Annotated in this window: 12 protein-coding genes; all 12 read right to left on the bottom strand. The window is 65.2% G+C overall.

Annotation, left to right across the window (positions count from 1 at the left end):
* Positions 1 to 91 precede the first annotated feature (91 nt).
* The 12 genes from CZ375_RS04045 to acnA all read right to left on the bottom strand — a co-directional run bounded on the left by CZ375_RS04045 (position 92) and on the right by acnA (position 15,407).
* Positions 92 to 787: a TIGR03936 family radical SAM-associated protein gene (locus CZ375_RS04045; protein WP_077598014.1), complete on the bottom strand. Its 696-nt coding sequence runs from the start codon at positions 785 to 787 to the stop codon at positions 92 to 94.
* On the bottom strand, positions 777 to 2,660 hold the full coding sequence (locus tag CZ375_RS04050) for a TIGR03960 family B12-binding radical SAM protein (protein ID WP_077598015.1): 1,884 nt from the start codon (positions 2,658 to 2,660) through the stop codon (positions 777 to 779). The genes CZ375_RS04045 and CZ375_RS04050 overlap by 11 nt, the downstream gene beginning before the upstream one ends.
* Positions 2,657 to 3,631 carry a DUF697 domain-containing protein gene (locus CZ375_RS04055; protein WP_077598016.1) on the bottom strand — a complete coding sequence of 325 codons (975 nt, stop codon included), beginning with the start codon at positions 3,629 to 3,631 and terminating at the stop codon, positions 2,657 to 2,659. Before CZ375_RS04055 ends, CZ375_RS04050 begins: the two co-directional genes overlap by 4 nt.
* A 45-nt stretch (positions 3,632 to 3,676) precedes the next feature.
* Positions 3,677 to 4,918: an FtsW/RodA/SpoVE family cell cycle protein gene (locus CZ375_RS04060; RefSeq protein ID WP_234966857.1), complete on the bottom strand. Its 1,242-nt coding sequence runs from the start codon at positions 4,916 to 4,918 to the stop codon at positions 3,677 to 3,679.
* An 11-nt stretch (positions 4,919 to 4,929) separates the two neighbouring features.
* Positions 4,930 to 6,960, bottom strand: a complete 2,031-nt coding sequence (gene mrdA / locus CZ375_RS04065; protein WP_077598017.1) for a penicillin-binding protein 2 — start codon at positions 6,958 to 6,960, stop codon at positions 4,930 to 4,932.
* Between the two features lie 9 nt (positions 6,961 to 6,969).
* Positions 6,970 to 7,533, bottom strand: a complete 564-nt coding sequence (gene mreD / locus CZ375_RS04070) for a rod shape-determining protein MreD (RefSeq protein ID WP_077598018.1) — start codon at positions 7,531 to 7,533, stop codon at positions 6,970 to 6,972.
* A gap of 6 nt (positions 7,534 to 7,539) precedes the next feature.
* Complete coding sequence (gene mreC, locus CZ375_RS04075; RefSeq protein ID WP_077598019.1) at positions 7,540 to 8,529, bottom strand: rod shape-determining protein MreC; 990 nt, start codon at positions 8,527 to 8,529, stop codon at positions 7,540 to 7,542.
* 9 nt (positions 8,530 to 8,538) lie between these two features.
* Positions 8,539 to 9,585 carry a rod shape-determining protein gene (gene mreB, locus CZ375_RS04080; RefSeq protein WP_077598020.1) on the bottom strand — a complete coding sequence of 349 codons (1,047 nt, stop codon included), beginning with the start codon at positions 9,583 to 9,585 and terminating at the stop codon, positions 8,539 to 8,541.
* Between the two features lie 48 nt (positions 9,586 to 9,633).
* A complete protein-coding gene (locus tag CZ375_RS04085; RefSeq protein ID WP_077598021.1) occupies positions 9,634 to 11,001 on the bottom strand; it encodes a tetratricopeptide repeat protein in 1,368 nt (455 codons plus the stop codon).
* 23 nt (positions 11,002 to 11,024) lie between these two features.
* The gene (locus CZ375_RS04090) at positions 11,025 to 11,573 is read right to left on the bottom strand and encodes a peptidylprolyl isomerase (protein ID WP_077598022.1); all 549 of its coding nucleotides are present in this window, start codon (positions 11,571 to 11,573) and stop codon (positions 11,025 to 11,027) included.
* A gap of 116 nt (positions 11,574 to 11,689) precedes the next feature.
* Entirely contained in the window at positions 11,690 to 12,694 is a 1,005-nt protein-coding gene (locus CZ375_RS08445; RefSeq protein WP_159438364.1) for a zinc ribbon domain-containing protein, read from the bottom strand.
* Positions 12,695 to 12,737: 43 nt separating this feature from the next.
* Positions 12,738 to 15,407, bottom strand: coding sequence for an aconitate hydratase AcnA (acnA, locus tag CZ375_RS04100; RefSeq protein WP_077598024.1), 2,670 nt, complete (start codon positions 15,405 to 15,407; stop codon positions 12,738 to 12,740).
* Positions 15,408 to 15,411 lie beyond the last annotated feature (4 nt).

Consider the following 15,411-nt stretch of genomic DNA (forward strand, 5'->3'; position numbering starts at 1 on the left):
ATCCTACCAGCGACCACCTGCTCAGTCAACAAGAACACGTGGTACACACGCAGAACGCGCCCTGCAAAGGATATCCCCCGGGCACTTCCCCTCAGGCTCTTGGCAGTGCCTCCACAAGACGACCATCTTCCTCGTGCCACTGGCACAGCCTGCACACCCTGAGGGCAGGTGTCTCCTGGCCCAAGGACCGTGCGGCAGCCGCAACGAGGGTCGCGGGCCGCAGAGACCCCTCGTTCGAGGACCTGCAATCGAGCAGAAACCCCATCCCCGATGGTCTGGGCTCGACCGAGACGAGCGACGAGGCAAGGTCGATGCGCCTGGGCTTGCCGTTGCGGTCGTAGCACAGTGACCCCTGCTCCCTAAGGAGCCCGATGGCCCCCATGAAGGCAGCGACATCCGCATCATCGAGAAGGGTCACGCCCCAGCTCGAGCGGGTGAGCCATGCCTCGAGCGCCGGGAGCTCATGGGCGACGTAGCCCGACTGCAGGGGTGCCAGGGCAGGGGGTGTGCTACGCTTGAGGGCCGCAAGTGCATCCTGGGCATCCACGCGCTCGGTGAGCAGAAGGTCGAAGAACTCTCCCGCGGACGAGGCCCCAACGGGCAGGGCCTGGGAGAACTGGAGCCTGATGCGGCGGGCGAAGCCGTTGCCCACCGCAAAGGGCAGGCCCGAGCGCCTGACGCAGCGGTTGATGGTGTTGATGACCTCAAGGTGCCCAAGGTGTGCCAGGCGGTCATGCTTGCTGTAGCGGACGCGCAGCCGAAACTGATCGGCCTTGTTATTTGGCATGGCGGTCTCCCGCGATCAGGTTGTCCACCCCAAGCGTTGGGCAGACCCCACAGCCCGTGCAGCTTCGCATGGTGCAGTCGGGCGTGGTGACTCCCTCCATTGCGCGGCGCCACTCCCTTTGCAGGAAGCCCTTTGACACCGCGGGCGACGTGTGGTCCCAGGGGAGCCTCCTGTCGAGTGCGATGGACGTGCATGCCACGTCATGCAGGCTTATGCCAACCGCCTCGGCGGCATCGCACCAGCGCTCAAAACTGAACTCGCCCGTCCAGGCGTCGAAACGCGCCCCGCGCCGCCACGCCTCCAGGATCAGCTCGAAGCCCCCGCGTCCCATCTTGGAGAGAACCGCCTCCACCAGGGATACCTCCGCATCATGGTAGGAAATCTTGATGTCTCGGTCGCCCGCCGAGCTCAGGAGCAGCTGCTGGCGACGCACGACCTCGTCCATGTCGAGCTGTCCCGACCACTGGAAGGGGGTGTACGCCTTGGGAACGAACACGGCAACCGAGATGGAGACACTCACGCCGCTCTTGCGCCCGCGACCCACCACCTCGCGCCCGATGTCCAAAACGCGCCGCGCCAGCCGAGTGATGCCTAAGATGTCCTCGTCCGTCTCGGTGGGAAGGCCCATCATGAAGTAGAGCTTCATGCGTCGCCAGCCCATCTCGAAGGCATTGCGCGCGGCCGCCTCGAGGTTCTCCTCGGTGACATTCTTGTTGATGACGTCTCGCAGGCGTTGGCTTCCCGCCTCGGGAGCGAAGGTCAGGCCCCCCTTGCGAGCGGCACCCACCTCCGCTGCCATGTCAACGCCGAAGGAGTCGAGGCGCTGGCTGGGAATGGAGACGCGCACGCCCCGTACGCGCAGGTCGGCGTTGAGCCTGTGAAGGATGGCGGCGCACTGGGAGTGGTCCGTGGTGGAGAGGGAGGTGAGGGAGACCTCGTCGTGCCCCGTCAGGGCGAGGCCTTGCGCCGCCGCCCCAACGACCTGCTCGAGGGGCCTCTCGCGCACGGGCCTGTAGGTCATGCCGGCCTGGCAGAATCGGCAGCCTCGAGCGCATCCCCTCAACACCTCAAGGGCGAGGCGGTCTTGAACGATCCCCATGTAAGGCACGATCTTCTGAGGGAGTGGATCTGACCTGGACAGGTCGGCGTAGCTGCGCTTCATGACCCGCTCGGGAACGTCCTCCCCGTGCCCTGGGACCGCGTAGCCCCACTCCGTCGAGCCATCGTCCACAACCAGGTCGTAGAGGCTGGGCACGTAGACCCCCTGCACGTGGGAGAGCTTGCGCAGGATGTCCTTGCGGGCAAGGCCATGGCCCCGGCCGGCGCGCACGCAGGAGCACATCTCCACGATCGCTTCCTCACCATCCCCCAGAAGCACGGCGTCGAAGATCGGTGAGATGGGCTCGCAGTTCCAGACGGAAGGGCCACCGGCAATGACAATCGCGTCATCCTCGGATCGATCCTTTGAGCGAAGGGGAATGCGCGCGAGGTCAAGGGTCTCGAGTATGTTCGTGCACGCCATCTCGTGCGCAAGGGTGAAGCCGACCACATCGAAGGACGCCACAGGAGCTGCGCACTCGAGCGAAAGCAGGGGGATGTCCCTCTCACGCATGAGGTCGGCCATGTCTTTCCAGGGGAGGTAGGACCGCTCGCAGGAGATCCCCTCGGCGGCATTGAGCTGGTTGTAGAGGATGGCAAGCCCCAGGTTGGGCTGTCCCACCTCGTAGGTGTCGGGATAGATCAGGCAGGCGCGGAAGGGCCCGTCCTGCCCCTCGTGAACTCCCCACTCGCGACCAAGGTAGCGAGTGGGCCTCTCCACCCTCCCAAGAAGCGGCTCAATGAGCTCGAAGCAGTCCTTCCTCTCCAGCCTCATGTGCGCTCCCCCTCGAGCTGCAGATACTCTGTCATCGTGTCAGGGCCGCCGGTCGCCGCCCCATCGTCCGCCCCACGCCTCTGCGCACGTCCGGCAAGGCCCTGAAGCTGCGAACGAAGGTCACCCAAGGTGGATGACAGCCGGTCAGAGCCAGCGTAGCAAGAGCTGAGCCCCTTGCCCACGAGATAGGTGCCCGCATACCCCACGCCACCCCTGATCACCCAAGAGAGGCCTGGGGCGAGCCTGCAGAGCCTGCGTGCAACGCCTCGGCTCGCCAGCGAAGCCGCAACGACCACCGCCAGGTCAGCAAGCTGCTCGACCCCAAGGCCGCGTCCGTAGGATGCGGAGAGCTCGAGGGACATCTTCAGCTGGTTCATGACCATGACGGGCAGGTCCGCTCCCGGCATGAGGTCAACGGCGCCAATCGCGGCATTCTGGAGGGCGCACGAGCCAATGAGCTCTTTTGCCCTCTCCCCCCTCAGGAAGGGAAAGCTTGCCGCAAGGGCGGTGCCGGACTCGGGACAAGACGAGACGACCCAGGCGGCGAGCTGCGAAAGCGCGGCAGCTGGAGTGGCCGCCACCAGATAGCGAACGCTTGAGCCCTCGCCAAGCTCCGCATCGCGCGACTCGAGAACGGAATCGACCACGACGCAGCATCGGGTTTTCTGAGCGGCCGCCACGCGCGCGCAGGCATAGGCGAGCTCCCCGCTCTTGTCGGGCAGTATCACCACGAGGTCCGCCGGCGCGGCAAGGGCCACCGGCAGCTCTCCCAGGGGAAGGGGGATGACGTCGCAGCCGGGCTGTTCGGGCATGAGCGCCAGGCGCAACGAGCGGGCAAGCTCCTCATCGGCCTCGGCGGAGACCCCAACCAAGACGCGCAGGCTGGCGGAGCGCCTCCTCTGGGCCCTGCGCCCCTCCCCCAAAAGGTCGACCACCCCTGAAAACGAAACGAACCTCTTGCCGCGAGCCACGAGTCATACCACCTCTCATGAGCAAAGACGAGAACGGAAGCCGAGCTAGGCAGCCTTGGGAATGTGATGCCACACCGACTGGACCATCCCCACCGCCAACAGCTGAGTGACCATGGAAGAAGACCCAAAGCTTATGAAGGGGAGGGGGATGCCGGTGATGGGCATTATGCCGATGCACATCCCCACGTTCTGCAGCAGCTGGAAGGACCACATGGTAGCGACCCCCACCAGCACGAGCTTCCCAAAGGGAGCCTCGACGCGCTGGGCCAGGATGATCGTGGGAAAGATCATGAGCGCATAGAGGCCCAGGAGCGCCACGGACCCGACGAAGCCGAACTCCTCGGCGAGGAGGGCGAAGATGAAGTCCGTGTGGGCCTCGGGCAAGAACCCGCTTGCCGCCTGGGTCGCGTTTCCTATCCCCTTGCCCAGGAGGCCTCCAGACCCAACCGCGATCTTCGCCTGTTGGAGGTTGTAGCCTACGCCAGACGGGTCAACGGAAGAGTCTGCAAACACTATCAGGCGGTTGAGCTGATAGGTCTTGAGTGGATGCGGCATCCCCTCGGTCATGGACATCGCAATGACGAGCGCGGAGAAGGCCACGATGCCCGCAACGGTGACCAAGACCCAGCTCCTGCGGGCCCCCGAGCAGATGATGATGGAAGCACCGACGACCAGCACGATCAGACCCGTGCCAAGGTCGGGCTGCAGAAGAATCAGCAGGAAGGGAACCGTGAGAATGGCGCAGAGCTTGACGTAGTCGCGCAGGGTCTCGATGCGCCCGTTGTATTCGGCGCCAAGCGAGGACATGAGGTAAATGGTGACGAGCTTTGCCAGCTCCGAGGGCTGGAAGGTCATGGGGATGAAGGGAATCTTCACCCAGCCCGTGGCCCCCTTCGCAGACCAGCTGAGCCCTGGGACCATGGGCAGCAGCATCAGGACTATGTCTGCCACGAGCAGAGCGCGGGACATGTTCGCGAAGATGCGGTAGTCGTAGCGCCACATGGCGAATGCCCCGCCGAGGCCTATGCCGATTCCCAGGAGATGGCGCGGAAAGGACGCCTCCGGAATGGTGAGCGAGGCGGACCAGATGACAAGGGCCCCATAGGCGACCAGGAGGAGGGCCGGGACCAGCTGCAGACGATAGAAGCCCGCACGCCTGCGCGAGCTGGCGCCGGCCCCAGAGCCACGTGAGCTCTTGGAGAGAACGCCGCCAAGGCCTTCGAGCACACCGCTGAGTATGCTTCCCAGTGCGGCGCCCATGTTTCCCGTGCCTGCCCTTGTGGTCATGTGCCTCCCCCCTAGCGCACCGAGCTGGTCTCCACCTCGTCAGAGGTGTCGGGCTCGTGATAGATCTCTCCCAGGATGTCCCTCACGACGTACATGGCGCCCTCGCTGCCGAAGCCACCGAACTCGATTGTTGAGGCGACCACGTACTTCGGGCTCTCGATGGGCGCATAGGCTATGAACCAGCCGTGTGGGTGGGTCTTGGAGGACTCGGCCGATCCCGTCTTTCCCGCGACGCTGACGGACAGGTTGGTGAAGTGCGACGCCTGAGCCGCAGACTCCTCGTAGATGACCCCTTTGAGGCCCGAACGAACGAGGTCAAGGTGCGACTGCTCCTGCTGGATGGTGCGCAGGACGCTGCTCTTGTACTCGATGACCGAGCCCTTGCCCTTCGTGGAGCGCACGGACTTCAGGAGATGCGGTCTCCAGGTGACGCCATCGAGCGAGATACCCGCATACACGCAGGCCATCTGGAGTGGCGTGACGAGCAGGTCGCCCTGGCCGATGGCGAGGTTCGTGGTGTCTCCGCCCAGCCAGCTGCGCGCGCTGTCGTCAGAGCTCGAGAAGTAGTTCCACTTCCACTCGGCATCGGGGACCCGACCCGCGGCCTCGCCGGGCAGGTCTATGCCCTCAGCGGCGCCCAGGCCCCAGCTCCTAAAGGTCTCCTGGAGGCCCTCGGGCGTCTCAGAGTAGAAGAAGCCCTTGCCGATCTCATAGAAGACGACGTCGCAGGAGAAGGTGATGCCCGTCTGCAGGTTCATGGTGCCGTGGCCGTTCTTCTCCCAGCAATACTGGCCGTAGGCGGCGCCAAAGCCCGTCCAATAGCCGCTGCAGAAGTAGCTGGTGCCCACGTCCGCGATGCCATGGCTGAGGGCGGCGAAGGCGGAGAGCGGCTTGATGGTGGAGGCAGAGGGGTACTGGCCCGAGATGGCCCTGTTCATGAGGGGGTTGTTTGACTTCTCGGACGAGAGGACCTCCCAGTCGTCGGTCGAGATGCCGCCGACGAACACGTTGGGGGAATAGGTTGGGTAGCTTGCCATGGCAAGGACCTCGCCGTTCGTCACGTCGATGACCACGGCACTCCCGCCGTTGCAGTCCTCCCTGCCGCTGTCATGCAGGCGCTTGATGTTCTTCTCCAGGGACTCCTCAGCCGCGCGCTGGATGTCGGAGTCTATGCTGAGCACCACGTCCGACCCCGCCTGCGCGTCGACCGAGCCGGCATGGCTCAAGATGTTTCCGTCCGCATCCACGTAGACGGTCTGCTCGCCCTTGATGCCCTGCAGCACGGACTCGTACTGATACTCAACGCCAGCCTGGCCAACGATGTCGCCAAGCTCGTAGCCCATTGAGCCCTCGGCGGCCTCGTCCATGGCCTTGACCTGCTCGGAGGTGATGGAGCCCGTGTAGCCCAGGACATGGGCGGCGAGGCTGCCCTGCGGGTAGAGCCTCTGCGACCTCTGCTCGACCTTAACGCCGTCGAAGAGATACGGGTGCTCGTCAATGTATGCGACGACGCGGCGGGACACGTCCACCGCGACCACCCTCAGGCTCTGGGCGCCATGGCTCGAGTCCTGAATCTTGCGCTTGACCGCCATTGCCGGCATGCCTATGAGGTTGCCCAGCAGATGCACGGCAATGGCGTTGTCGGCGACATCCGCCGAGGCGACCACGCTCAGGCTCGCGCGATTGGTGACCAACTCCTTGCCATTGCGATCAAGGATCCTTCCACGTGGGGCCAAAAGCGAGATCGTGCGCGTGCGGTTGTTTTCCGCCTGGGCACTGTAGTCGGCAGACGAAAGCAGCTGCATGCTCCAAAGGCGCGCGAGGAGGGCGCCGATGATCGACCCAGAGAAGACGCCCAGCCCCAGCAGGCGATTCTTGAAGCCGGTCTCGCTCGAGGCGTCCGCACCTCCCGAGGCCTTGGGAGAGGCGCCCCCTATGTCGAAGGTGAAGCGGGTGCCCCCCCTTCCCAGCAGGAAGAAGGCCACCAGCAAAACCAGCAGAACGACAACGAGAACGGCTATGACGACGAGGAACGGACTCATGCCAGGGCCCTAGAGTCTTCCGATGTCGTACTTGCCGACGCGCTTGGCATGAGACCCGCGCATGCCCAGTCCGACGCCCGAAGAGGAGCCGCGAGAGAGGAAGTATGCGAAGGGCAGAAACGAGAGCGCGGTCAGCACGAAGGTCGGAACGCTGCGAAGGAACAGGACGTCCAGAAGGGAGCTGGCCTCGCCCACAAGAAGCATGGCCAGGTTGTAGACAAGGCAGGTCAGGAAGCAGACGATGGCGAAGAGGATCAGCGCCGCGGAGGAGTCGTCCTGAAGGCGGTTCCGCGACTCCATTCCCATGACGAAGGCGGCAACGGTGAGCAGGAGTGCCATAAGGCCCACGGGACCAGTTGAAGAGAGGTCGAACACAAGGCCGGCGAGAAAGCCGCAGAGCACTCCCCAACTGCCACCTATGGTCAGCGATACCACGGCGCAATACACAAGCGAGAAGTTGATGTGACCATTGCCCAGGGCCAGGCTGGGAGAGAGGCACAGCTGCAGCACGAGGCAGAGCAGGGCGAGCCAAGCGCTGTCATGGCGATGCTTGTTCGTGTCGTTTACCTGCATGCTCGCTCACTCCCCTTTCTTCTTCTGGTCCTCGGCGGCAGAAGTCCCGTCAGGCGAGCCCTTGTCCGAGACGCCTTTGACGATGGAGCTGTCCTGCGCATCGGCGGCGGCGATGTCCCCAGCGTCCGCCTCCTGCCCCTCCGTGAGAGAGGTTATGACCAGGACCTCCTCGTTGTTCTCCGTGGAGGACAGGGGCTCGACGTCAATCTCGTAGTAGAGGGCGCCGTCGGAGCGGTTGACGCTGGTGACCTTCCCCAGGGGCAGGCCCTTCGGGAAGACTCCCCCAAGGCCGCTCGTAACCACCATGTCACCAACCGCCACCGTCTGGTCCGTGGAGATGAGGGTCAGATGGAGTGTGCCGTCCGCCGCGCCGCGCAAGACGCCCTGAGCCCGGCTCGACTGAATCATTGCGGAGACGCCAGAGTGCTCGTCGGTGATGAGACGCACCGTTGAGGTCGCCGGGCCGCACTCGATGATCTGGCCGATGACGCCTGCGGAATCCGAGACGGGCATGCCCACGGCAAGCCCGGCCGCGCTCCCCTTGTCAAGCGTGACGGTGCGGTTCCAGGAGTCAACGGAGCCAGCGATGACGCGTGCGGCGGTTGACTGGAGGCTGTAGCTGCTCTTGAGCGCAAGCAGCTCCTGGAGCCTCCTGGCGGTCTGCTCCGCCTCCTCCAGCTCCACGTTGCGAGCCGTCAGGTCCTGGTTCTTCTTCCTGAGCTCCTGGAGCGTCTCCTGGTCTGCGGTGAGGTTGGAGACCACGTTTCCCAGCCCCTGGAAGGGCAGGGAGACAAGGGATCCCACGTAGCGCACGGGCGAGGTGATGGTCATGAAGACGTTGCGGGCGGCAGCCAGAGGGCCCGCGGCGCCCTGGCGCACGCTCACGGTGAACATGACGAGGGAGAGGGCAACCAGAGCCACGAAGAGGCGGGCCCCCGAGTCGGAATCGCTCTTGCGAAGGCCGGACGGCCGCGTCGCGTTGCTGTTGAAAGGCATGCCCTACGCCTACTGGCTTGCGCTCTGGACGAAGCCGCCAGACAGCGCGTTTGCCTCGAGCACTTTGGCGCAGCCATTGACGACGTTCTCGAGGGCCGTCGGCGAGACGTTGACGGGCACGCCCGTCTCCTCGCGAAGACGCTGGTCAAGGCCACGAAGAAGGCCACCGCCCCCTGTCAGGAGCACGCCATAGTACATGAGGTCGCTGGCAAGGTCCGGAGGGGTGACGTCCAGCGCGTCCTTGACGGCCTTGGTGACCTCGTCGAGGGGCTTGTCCAGGGCGCGACGGATCTCCTCGCTCTCGATGCGCACCGTCTTGGGCAGGCCGCTCATGACGTCGCGTCCGTTGACCTCGACGTCCAGCTCCTCCGCGAGCGGAGAGGCGGACCCGACCTTGATCTTGATGTCCTCTGCCGTGCGCTCGCCGATGGAAAGGTTGTACGCGTCCCTGACGTGCTCGAGGATCGTCTGGTCGAACTCGTCGCCCGCCGTGCGGATGGACTGGGAGACGACGATGCCGCCCATGGCGATGACCGCGACCTCGGTGGTGCCGCCACCGATGTCAACGACCATGGAGCCCGTTGGGTCCTCGATGGGCAGGTCCGCACCGATCGCCGCGGCCATGGGCTCCTCGATGAGATAGGCCTGGCGGGCGCCGGCGGAGATGGTGGCCTCAAAGACCGCGCGCTTCTCGACCGAGGTGACGCCAGAGGGCACGCAGACCACCACGCGCGGACGTGGTGACCAGGGATAGCGCCGGCCTCCCCGGGCCTTCTCGATGAAGTAGCGCAGCATGACCTCTGTGACGTCAAAGTCCGCTATGACGCCATCCTTGAGCGGACGCTCGGCAATGATTGAGCCCGGCGTCCTGCCAATCATGCGCTTTGCGTCGGCGCCTACGGCCAGCACGCGGTCCGCGCTCTGGTCGATGGCAACCACAGACGGCTCGTTGAGAACGATGCCCTGACCGCGCGCGGCAACAAGGGTGTTTGCCGTGCCCAGGTCAATGGCTAGATCGCCGTCATATTCCCCAAAGAGCGAGTCGATAAGCGACATTCTTCCTATTCCAATCGCAGTGAGGGCGGTGCCCTGACGAAGGACGAGCTAGTTGCTGCTAGAGCTCCCGTTGGCAATGGTCCCCGTCGATGTTGCCGACCCCGAGGACAGCGTTGCCGGAGTGGTACTCTGAGAAGTGTATACCACCGTGACGGAGCTGACCTTCCAGCCTATGCCGTCGCGAGCCAGGTCGATCTGATACTGCTGCTCGCCGCCCGCGGAAAGCTTGGCGGTGGCAAGCACCGTGGAGCTGTGCATGGACTGGTCCTGACCGTTCACCTCGACGCTCGTGACGGAGGTGGGAAGGATCGCCTCCATCTGGGAGCGGGCGGAGGAGGAGACGCTGGAGGCGAGGAGGGGTGCCACGTCGGCACCGGAGGCGTTGCGCGTGAAGAGGTCCTCCACCACAGACCGCTGTGTGGGCCAACCATAGCCGCGCCAGTAGGCGAAGGCGCCGCCTCCGGCGACCAGGGCAAGCAGGAAGAGCAAGGTAAGGAAGACCTTGAGGCCACGATGGCGGCGCTTGCGCCTCACCTTGCAATCATGCTTGTCCTGGGCCACAAGGTCCTCCTCGCTCACCGAGAAGAAGCCCGTGTCCTCAGGCGAGGGCATGAACTCCCCCGTGGCGCCCGTGGGGTCAAGCGGGTCCACGTGTCCCGTGCCATAGCCGGCCGCGGCCAGGAAGGCATCGGTCTCGGAAGGGCTTCCCTCACCGTTGATCGCCGAGACGGCCTTGCGGGCTGCATCGTAGGCGAGCTGAACCTCGGGGCGCAGGGAGAGGTTGCCGTCCGCGGTTGCGTGAGCGAAGGCATCCACCGCCTCGCTCATGCGGTTTGCGGCGACATAGGCCATGCCAAGGTCTGCGTAGATGGCGTTGTGGCTTTCCATGGGCCCGGCGAAGTCAAGCGCAGTGCGGTAGGCCTCCACCGCGTCGACGGCACGACCCATCTGCATGAAGCAGGCGCCAAGCTCTCGAAGGGCGGCCGAGGGATCGGGGTTGTTCTCGTCAATCGCGGCGTTTCTGAAGGCGACGCCAGCGTCACGAACGTTGCCCACGCGCTTGAAGGCGCCGGCAAGGGCCATGTACGCCTTGTAGGGCGTGGCGTAGCCCTCGTCCTGCACGGCAAGCGTCAGAGAGGCAATGGCCTCCTGGGGCTTGTTGGCGGCAAGGAGGGCGCGGCCCCGGTTGCACGAGAGCGCCCCCGCATGCCCATACGAGGAATCGCGAAGGGCATCGCCGTAGGCGTCGGCCGCCTGGGCGAAGCGCCCCAGCTTCATGAAACAGTTGCCCAGAAGATGGTCAACGGCGCCAGAGACCTCACCGGGCGCCTTCGCCTGGGCGAGCTGCTGGACGGCCGCAAGTATGTCACCGCGCTGATAGGCTGTCTTGCCCGCCTCGAAAGACTGCTCGTTCACTATGCCTCCCTTTAGGACGGAGCCTAGGCCCCGGCGTGCTCGATCCTGATGGAGTTGATGACGTCACCCGCGCGCAGGGAGGAGATGGCCTCCATCCCCTCGAGGGTCTGGCCGAACACCGTGTACCCACCATCCAGCATGTGCTGGGGGCCCAGGCAGAAGTAGAACTGGGAGCCTGCGGAGTTGGGGTCCTGGGAGCGGGCCATGGCAAGCGAGCCGTCCTCGTGGCTGTTCCGGGGATTGGTGGTGAACTCCTCGTGGATGCGATACCCAGGGCCACCCGTTCCCGGCCTGCCGTCGGGACCAGGACGCCCGGAGGCGACCTCCGCGGGGGTCATCTCGCGCGTGTTGGGGCAGCCGCCCTGAATGACGAAACCCGGCTCAAAGCGGTGGAACTTGAGGTCGTCATAGAAGCCAGAACTGGCAAGCTCGCAGAAGTTGGCGACGTGTATGGGAGCGCCCGCGCAGTCCAACGCGACACGAATCGTGCCCTTGGAGGTGTCGAAGACCGCAACCTCGTCGCCCGCGAGGGCGTACTCGGGCGTGTAGAGCGGATCGCCGAAGAAACCCATGCCTCTCCTCTCCCGGACCGCAGAATCATGGTCTCAAGAATCGAATAGCTATCCCATGCATTCTAGCAGCAGGGCGGGTCGTTTCACACATTCGGCAGAGCGGGTGGCAAGCAAGGCTACTTGGCCACGGGCTTCCACCGCTCATAGCTGGCGTCAAACAGAGCCTTGAAGGAATCTGCGATCGAGCCGTCGGAGCCGATGCTGCCGGTGATGACATCCTTGTGGCCTGCCGGGTCGTCGAATTCAAGCGAGCGGTCCCATGCCTCCTGCAAGGCATCCATGCGGTTCCTGAGCCAGTTGCCCAGCACCGAGAGGTTCTGGGCGTCCTCCTCATAGGTTCCCGAGGTGACGTCCACCGAGGAGACGGCATCGATGAGGTTGCTGACGTCAAGCGAGATCTGGTGGGCGGCCTGACGGCCATCCTCTCGGGCGGAGGGGTCCGCCGAGAGACCCTTCTCCCAGAAGAGCCTCTCATTCTCGTCCACACGCCGGGCAAGGGCCGCAAGGTCCTCCCAGGCAGCCTGAAGCGCCTCGAGGGTGGTCTCGTCGCCGCTCTTGACCTCCCCCTCGCCCGCCGGTCCAATGTCCTGGCCCTGCAGCTCCTTCACCTGGCCCGGAAAGCCCGCCATGGAGGTGTCCGCCTCGACCTTCGCTCGCCGGTCGAGGGCGGCCGGGTCCCAGGGGTGGGTTATGTAGAGCACGCTGCCACCCACCAGGGCGACGGCGGCGGCAACCGCCACGAAGAGGGCCCTCGGGTTGGGAACGTGGTCATGGACGGGCCCACCATCCTGCGGGTCTGGCTCGGAGGGAATGGCGCTCTCGATGCGCGGGATGACATTGGTGTGCCCCTCGGAGAGGCCGTCGTCCTGGGGGGGCCCGCTCGCAGTCCCTTCGCCAGTCGCGGACACGAAGGATCCGCTTCGGGGCTGCGACGACGCCTGGGGCGTGGGCATGCCGCACCGAGGGCACACCTGGGAGCCGGGGGCGAGCGATGCTCCGCAGATCGGGCACCAGCTGCCCTGGATCCTGGGCATGGCCGTGGTCTTCCCGAGATCCGCGCGGCAGGCAGGGCAGCGCAGGGAAGAGTCCGGGATGTTGGACCCGCAAACGGGACAGATCACGCCACACCTCCAAAGCAAGCGGCTTTTGAAACTCCTTGGGAGCCTAGGCAAGCTGCCCAAGCACATAGGGAAGGATACCGCCCGCCGAGAGGAACTTGCCCTCCATGGGCGTGTCGACTCGAACGGTGCACTCGAACTCCACGAGCTCGCCCGAGGACCTCTCGGCCGAAACGACGCAGCGAGGGGGGTTGGGAAGCCCTCCGGAAAGGTCTATGTCGCTCACGCTCAGGACCTCGTCACCGGTCAGCCCCAGAAAGGCGGCTCCCTGGCCCTGGTCGAACTGCAGCGGCAGGATGCCCATCTGCACCAGGTTCGAGCGGTGAATGCGCTCGAAGCTCTCGGCTATGACGGCCCTCACCCCCAGGAGCAGGGGCCCCTTGGCAGCCCAGTCTCGGCTCGAGCCCGACCCGTACATCTTGCCGGCCAGCACCACGAGTGGAATCCCGGCATCCTTGTAGTCCCTCGAGGCGTCGAAGATGCTCCTGAGGCTGCCGTCCAGCTGGTCGGTGGTCCATCCCCCCAACCTGCCGCGTGCCAGGAGGTTCTCGAGCCTGACGTTGGCGAAGGTGCCGCGCATCATCACCTCGTGGTTGCCTCGCCTGCTTCCGTAGCTGTTGAACTGCGCCTCCTGGACACCATTACCAAGAAGGTAGAGGCCCGCGGGGGAATCCCCAGAAAAGGAGCCTGCCGGGGAGATGTGGTCCGTGGTCACGAAGTCTCCCAGCAGCGCAAGCGTGCGGGCGCCAGAGATGTTGAGAGGCGCCTGGGGGCGGTCCCCCTCGAAGTAGGGAGGCCTTCTGACATAGGTGGAGCCCTCGTCCCAGGAAAAGCAGTCGGAGCGCTCCTGCGGGAGCTCGCGCCAGGATGCGGAGCCCTCGAACAGCCCGGCAGAGGAGTCGACGAAGACGCTCTCGTCCAGGAACTCCTCGAGAATGTCCTCCACCTCCCTGTCGGAGGGAATCAGGTCCTCGAGCATGACGGGAAGCCCGTCTGCGCCAACGCCGACGCACTCCCGGCTCAGGTCAACATCCACGCTGCCGCAAAGCGAATAGGCAACGACCAGCGCGGGGGAACAGAGGTAGTTCTGAGCGACGTCAGGGGAGATCCTGCCATCGAAGTTGCGGTTGCCGGAGAGCACGCTCGCCAGCTCCACGTCGCCGGCATGCTCCCTGAGGGCGGGATGGATCTCCCCAGAATTGCCTATGCAGCTCATGCATCCAAAACCCGTGGTGTAGAAGCCCAGGGAGAACAGGTCTTCGTCGAGGCCGCTGCGCCTGAGAAGCAGCTCAGTGGCATGGCTTCCCGGCGCAAGGACCTTCTTGACCCAGGGCTTGGGAAGCAGCCCTCTCTCGCGGGCCTTGCGTGCGAGAAGCCCCGCGGCGACCATCATCGCCGGGTCGGTCGCCGTGGTGCAGCTCGTTATGGCGGCGATGGCGATGCAGCCATGGCGCAGCTCGAGGTGCTCGTCGGCCAGGTCCACCAGAACGGGCTCGTCCCGGAACGACCGGCCGTGACCCGCCAGCGCGGAGCGGAAGCGCTCCCTGAGGGCCGCGGGCGTGGTGCGACGATGAGGCCGGGAGGGACCGGCCAGGGACAGCTCCACCTGCGACAGGTCGAGCTTGATGGTACGAGAATACACCCTCCCCTCCCGCGCGCCCAGGACGCCCTGGGCCTCGAGGTAGGAGAAGGCGAAGTCCACCTCGGCCGGGTCGCGGCCCGTGAGCTCGAGGTAGGCGCGGCTCCTCTCGTCAACGGGGAAAAGGGTCGCGGTGGCCCCGTACTCGGGCGTCATGTTCGAGACGCAGGCACGCTGCGTGGCGCTGAGGGTCGAGACGGCATCACCCGTGACCTCGACGACGCATCCCACGACATCCTCAGCGCGCAGCCTTTGGGCGACGCTCAGGGCGAGGTCCATGCCAGAGATGCCATCGGAAAGAGACCCTTCCAGCCTGAGCTCCACGACAGGCGGCACCAGCATGCTGATGGCCTGCCCCAGCGCGGCGGCCTCCGCCTCGATGCCGCCCACGCCCCAGCCGAGGACCCCAAGCCCGTTTGCGGTTGGCGTGTGGGAGTCGGTGCCCACCAAGGTGTCGAAGCAGGCGAGGCCATCTTCGGCAAGGGCGTCCGTGGCGACCACCTTGCAGAACCTCTCCATGTTGAGCTGGTGGCAGATGCCCCCTCCGGGAGGCACGATCTCGACATTGTCGAAGGACTGGCTGGCCCACTTGAGGAAGGCAAAGCGCTCCCTGTTCCGGCCCGCCTCGTGAGCCTCGTTCGCCTGGGCGCAGCGGGAGTGCCCCGTCTCGTCGGCAATGACCGAGTGATCGACCACAAGCGTGCAGGGAATGCGTGGGTTTACCGTCCTGGGGTCACCCCCACGCTCAACCATGGCATCTCGCATTGCGGCAAAGTCCACGAAGACGGGAACGCCCGTGAAGTCCTGAAAGAGCACGCGGGCTGGCATGAACTCGATCTCCTCGCCCTGGGTGCCAGAGAGGCCAGCGTCGACGATGCGCCTGGCGTGCACGATGGCCTCCTCATCGCAGCGTGCCCTGCGGATGCAATTCTCGAGGAGGATGACCAGGGAGCGAGGCAGCCTGCAGGCACCGGGAACACCAGACACGTCTATGTAGCTGCGCTCGATTCCTGCGGCGGAGAGAACGCGCGGGATGCGCGCGAGCCTGACGGCGCGCTCGAAATCCTGAGAAAGCATGGGT

This window comes from Olsenella urininfantis (genome assembly GCF_900155635.1).
In the GTDB taxonomy this organism is placed as follows: Bacteria; Actinomycetota; Coriobacteriia; order Coriobacteriales; family Atopobiaceae; genus Olsenella_G; species Olsenella_G urininfantis.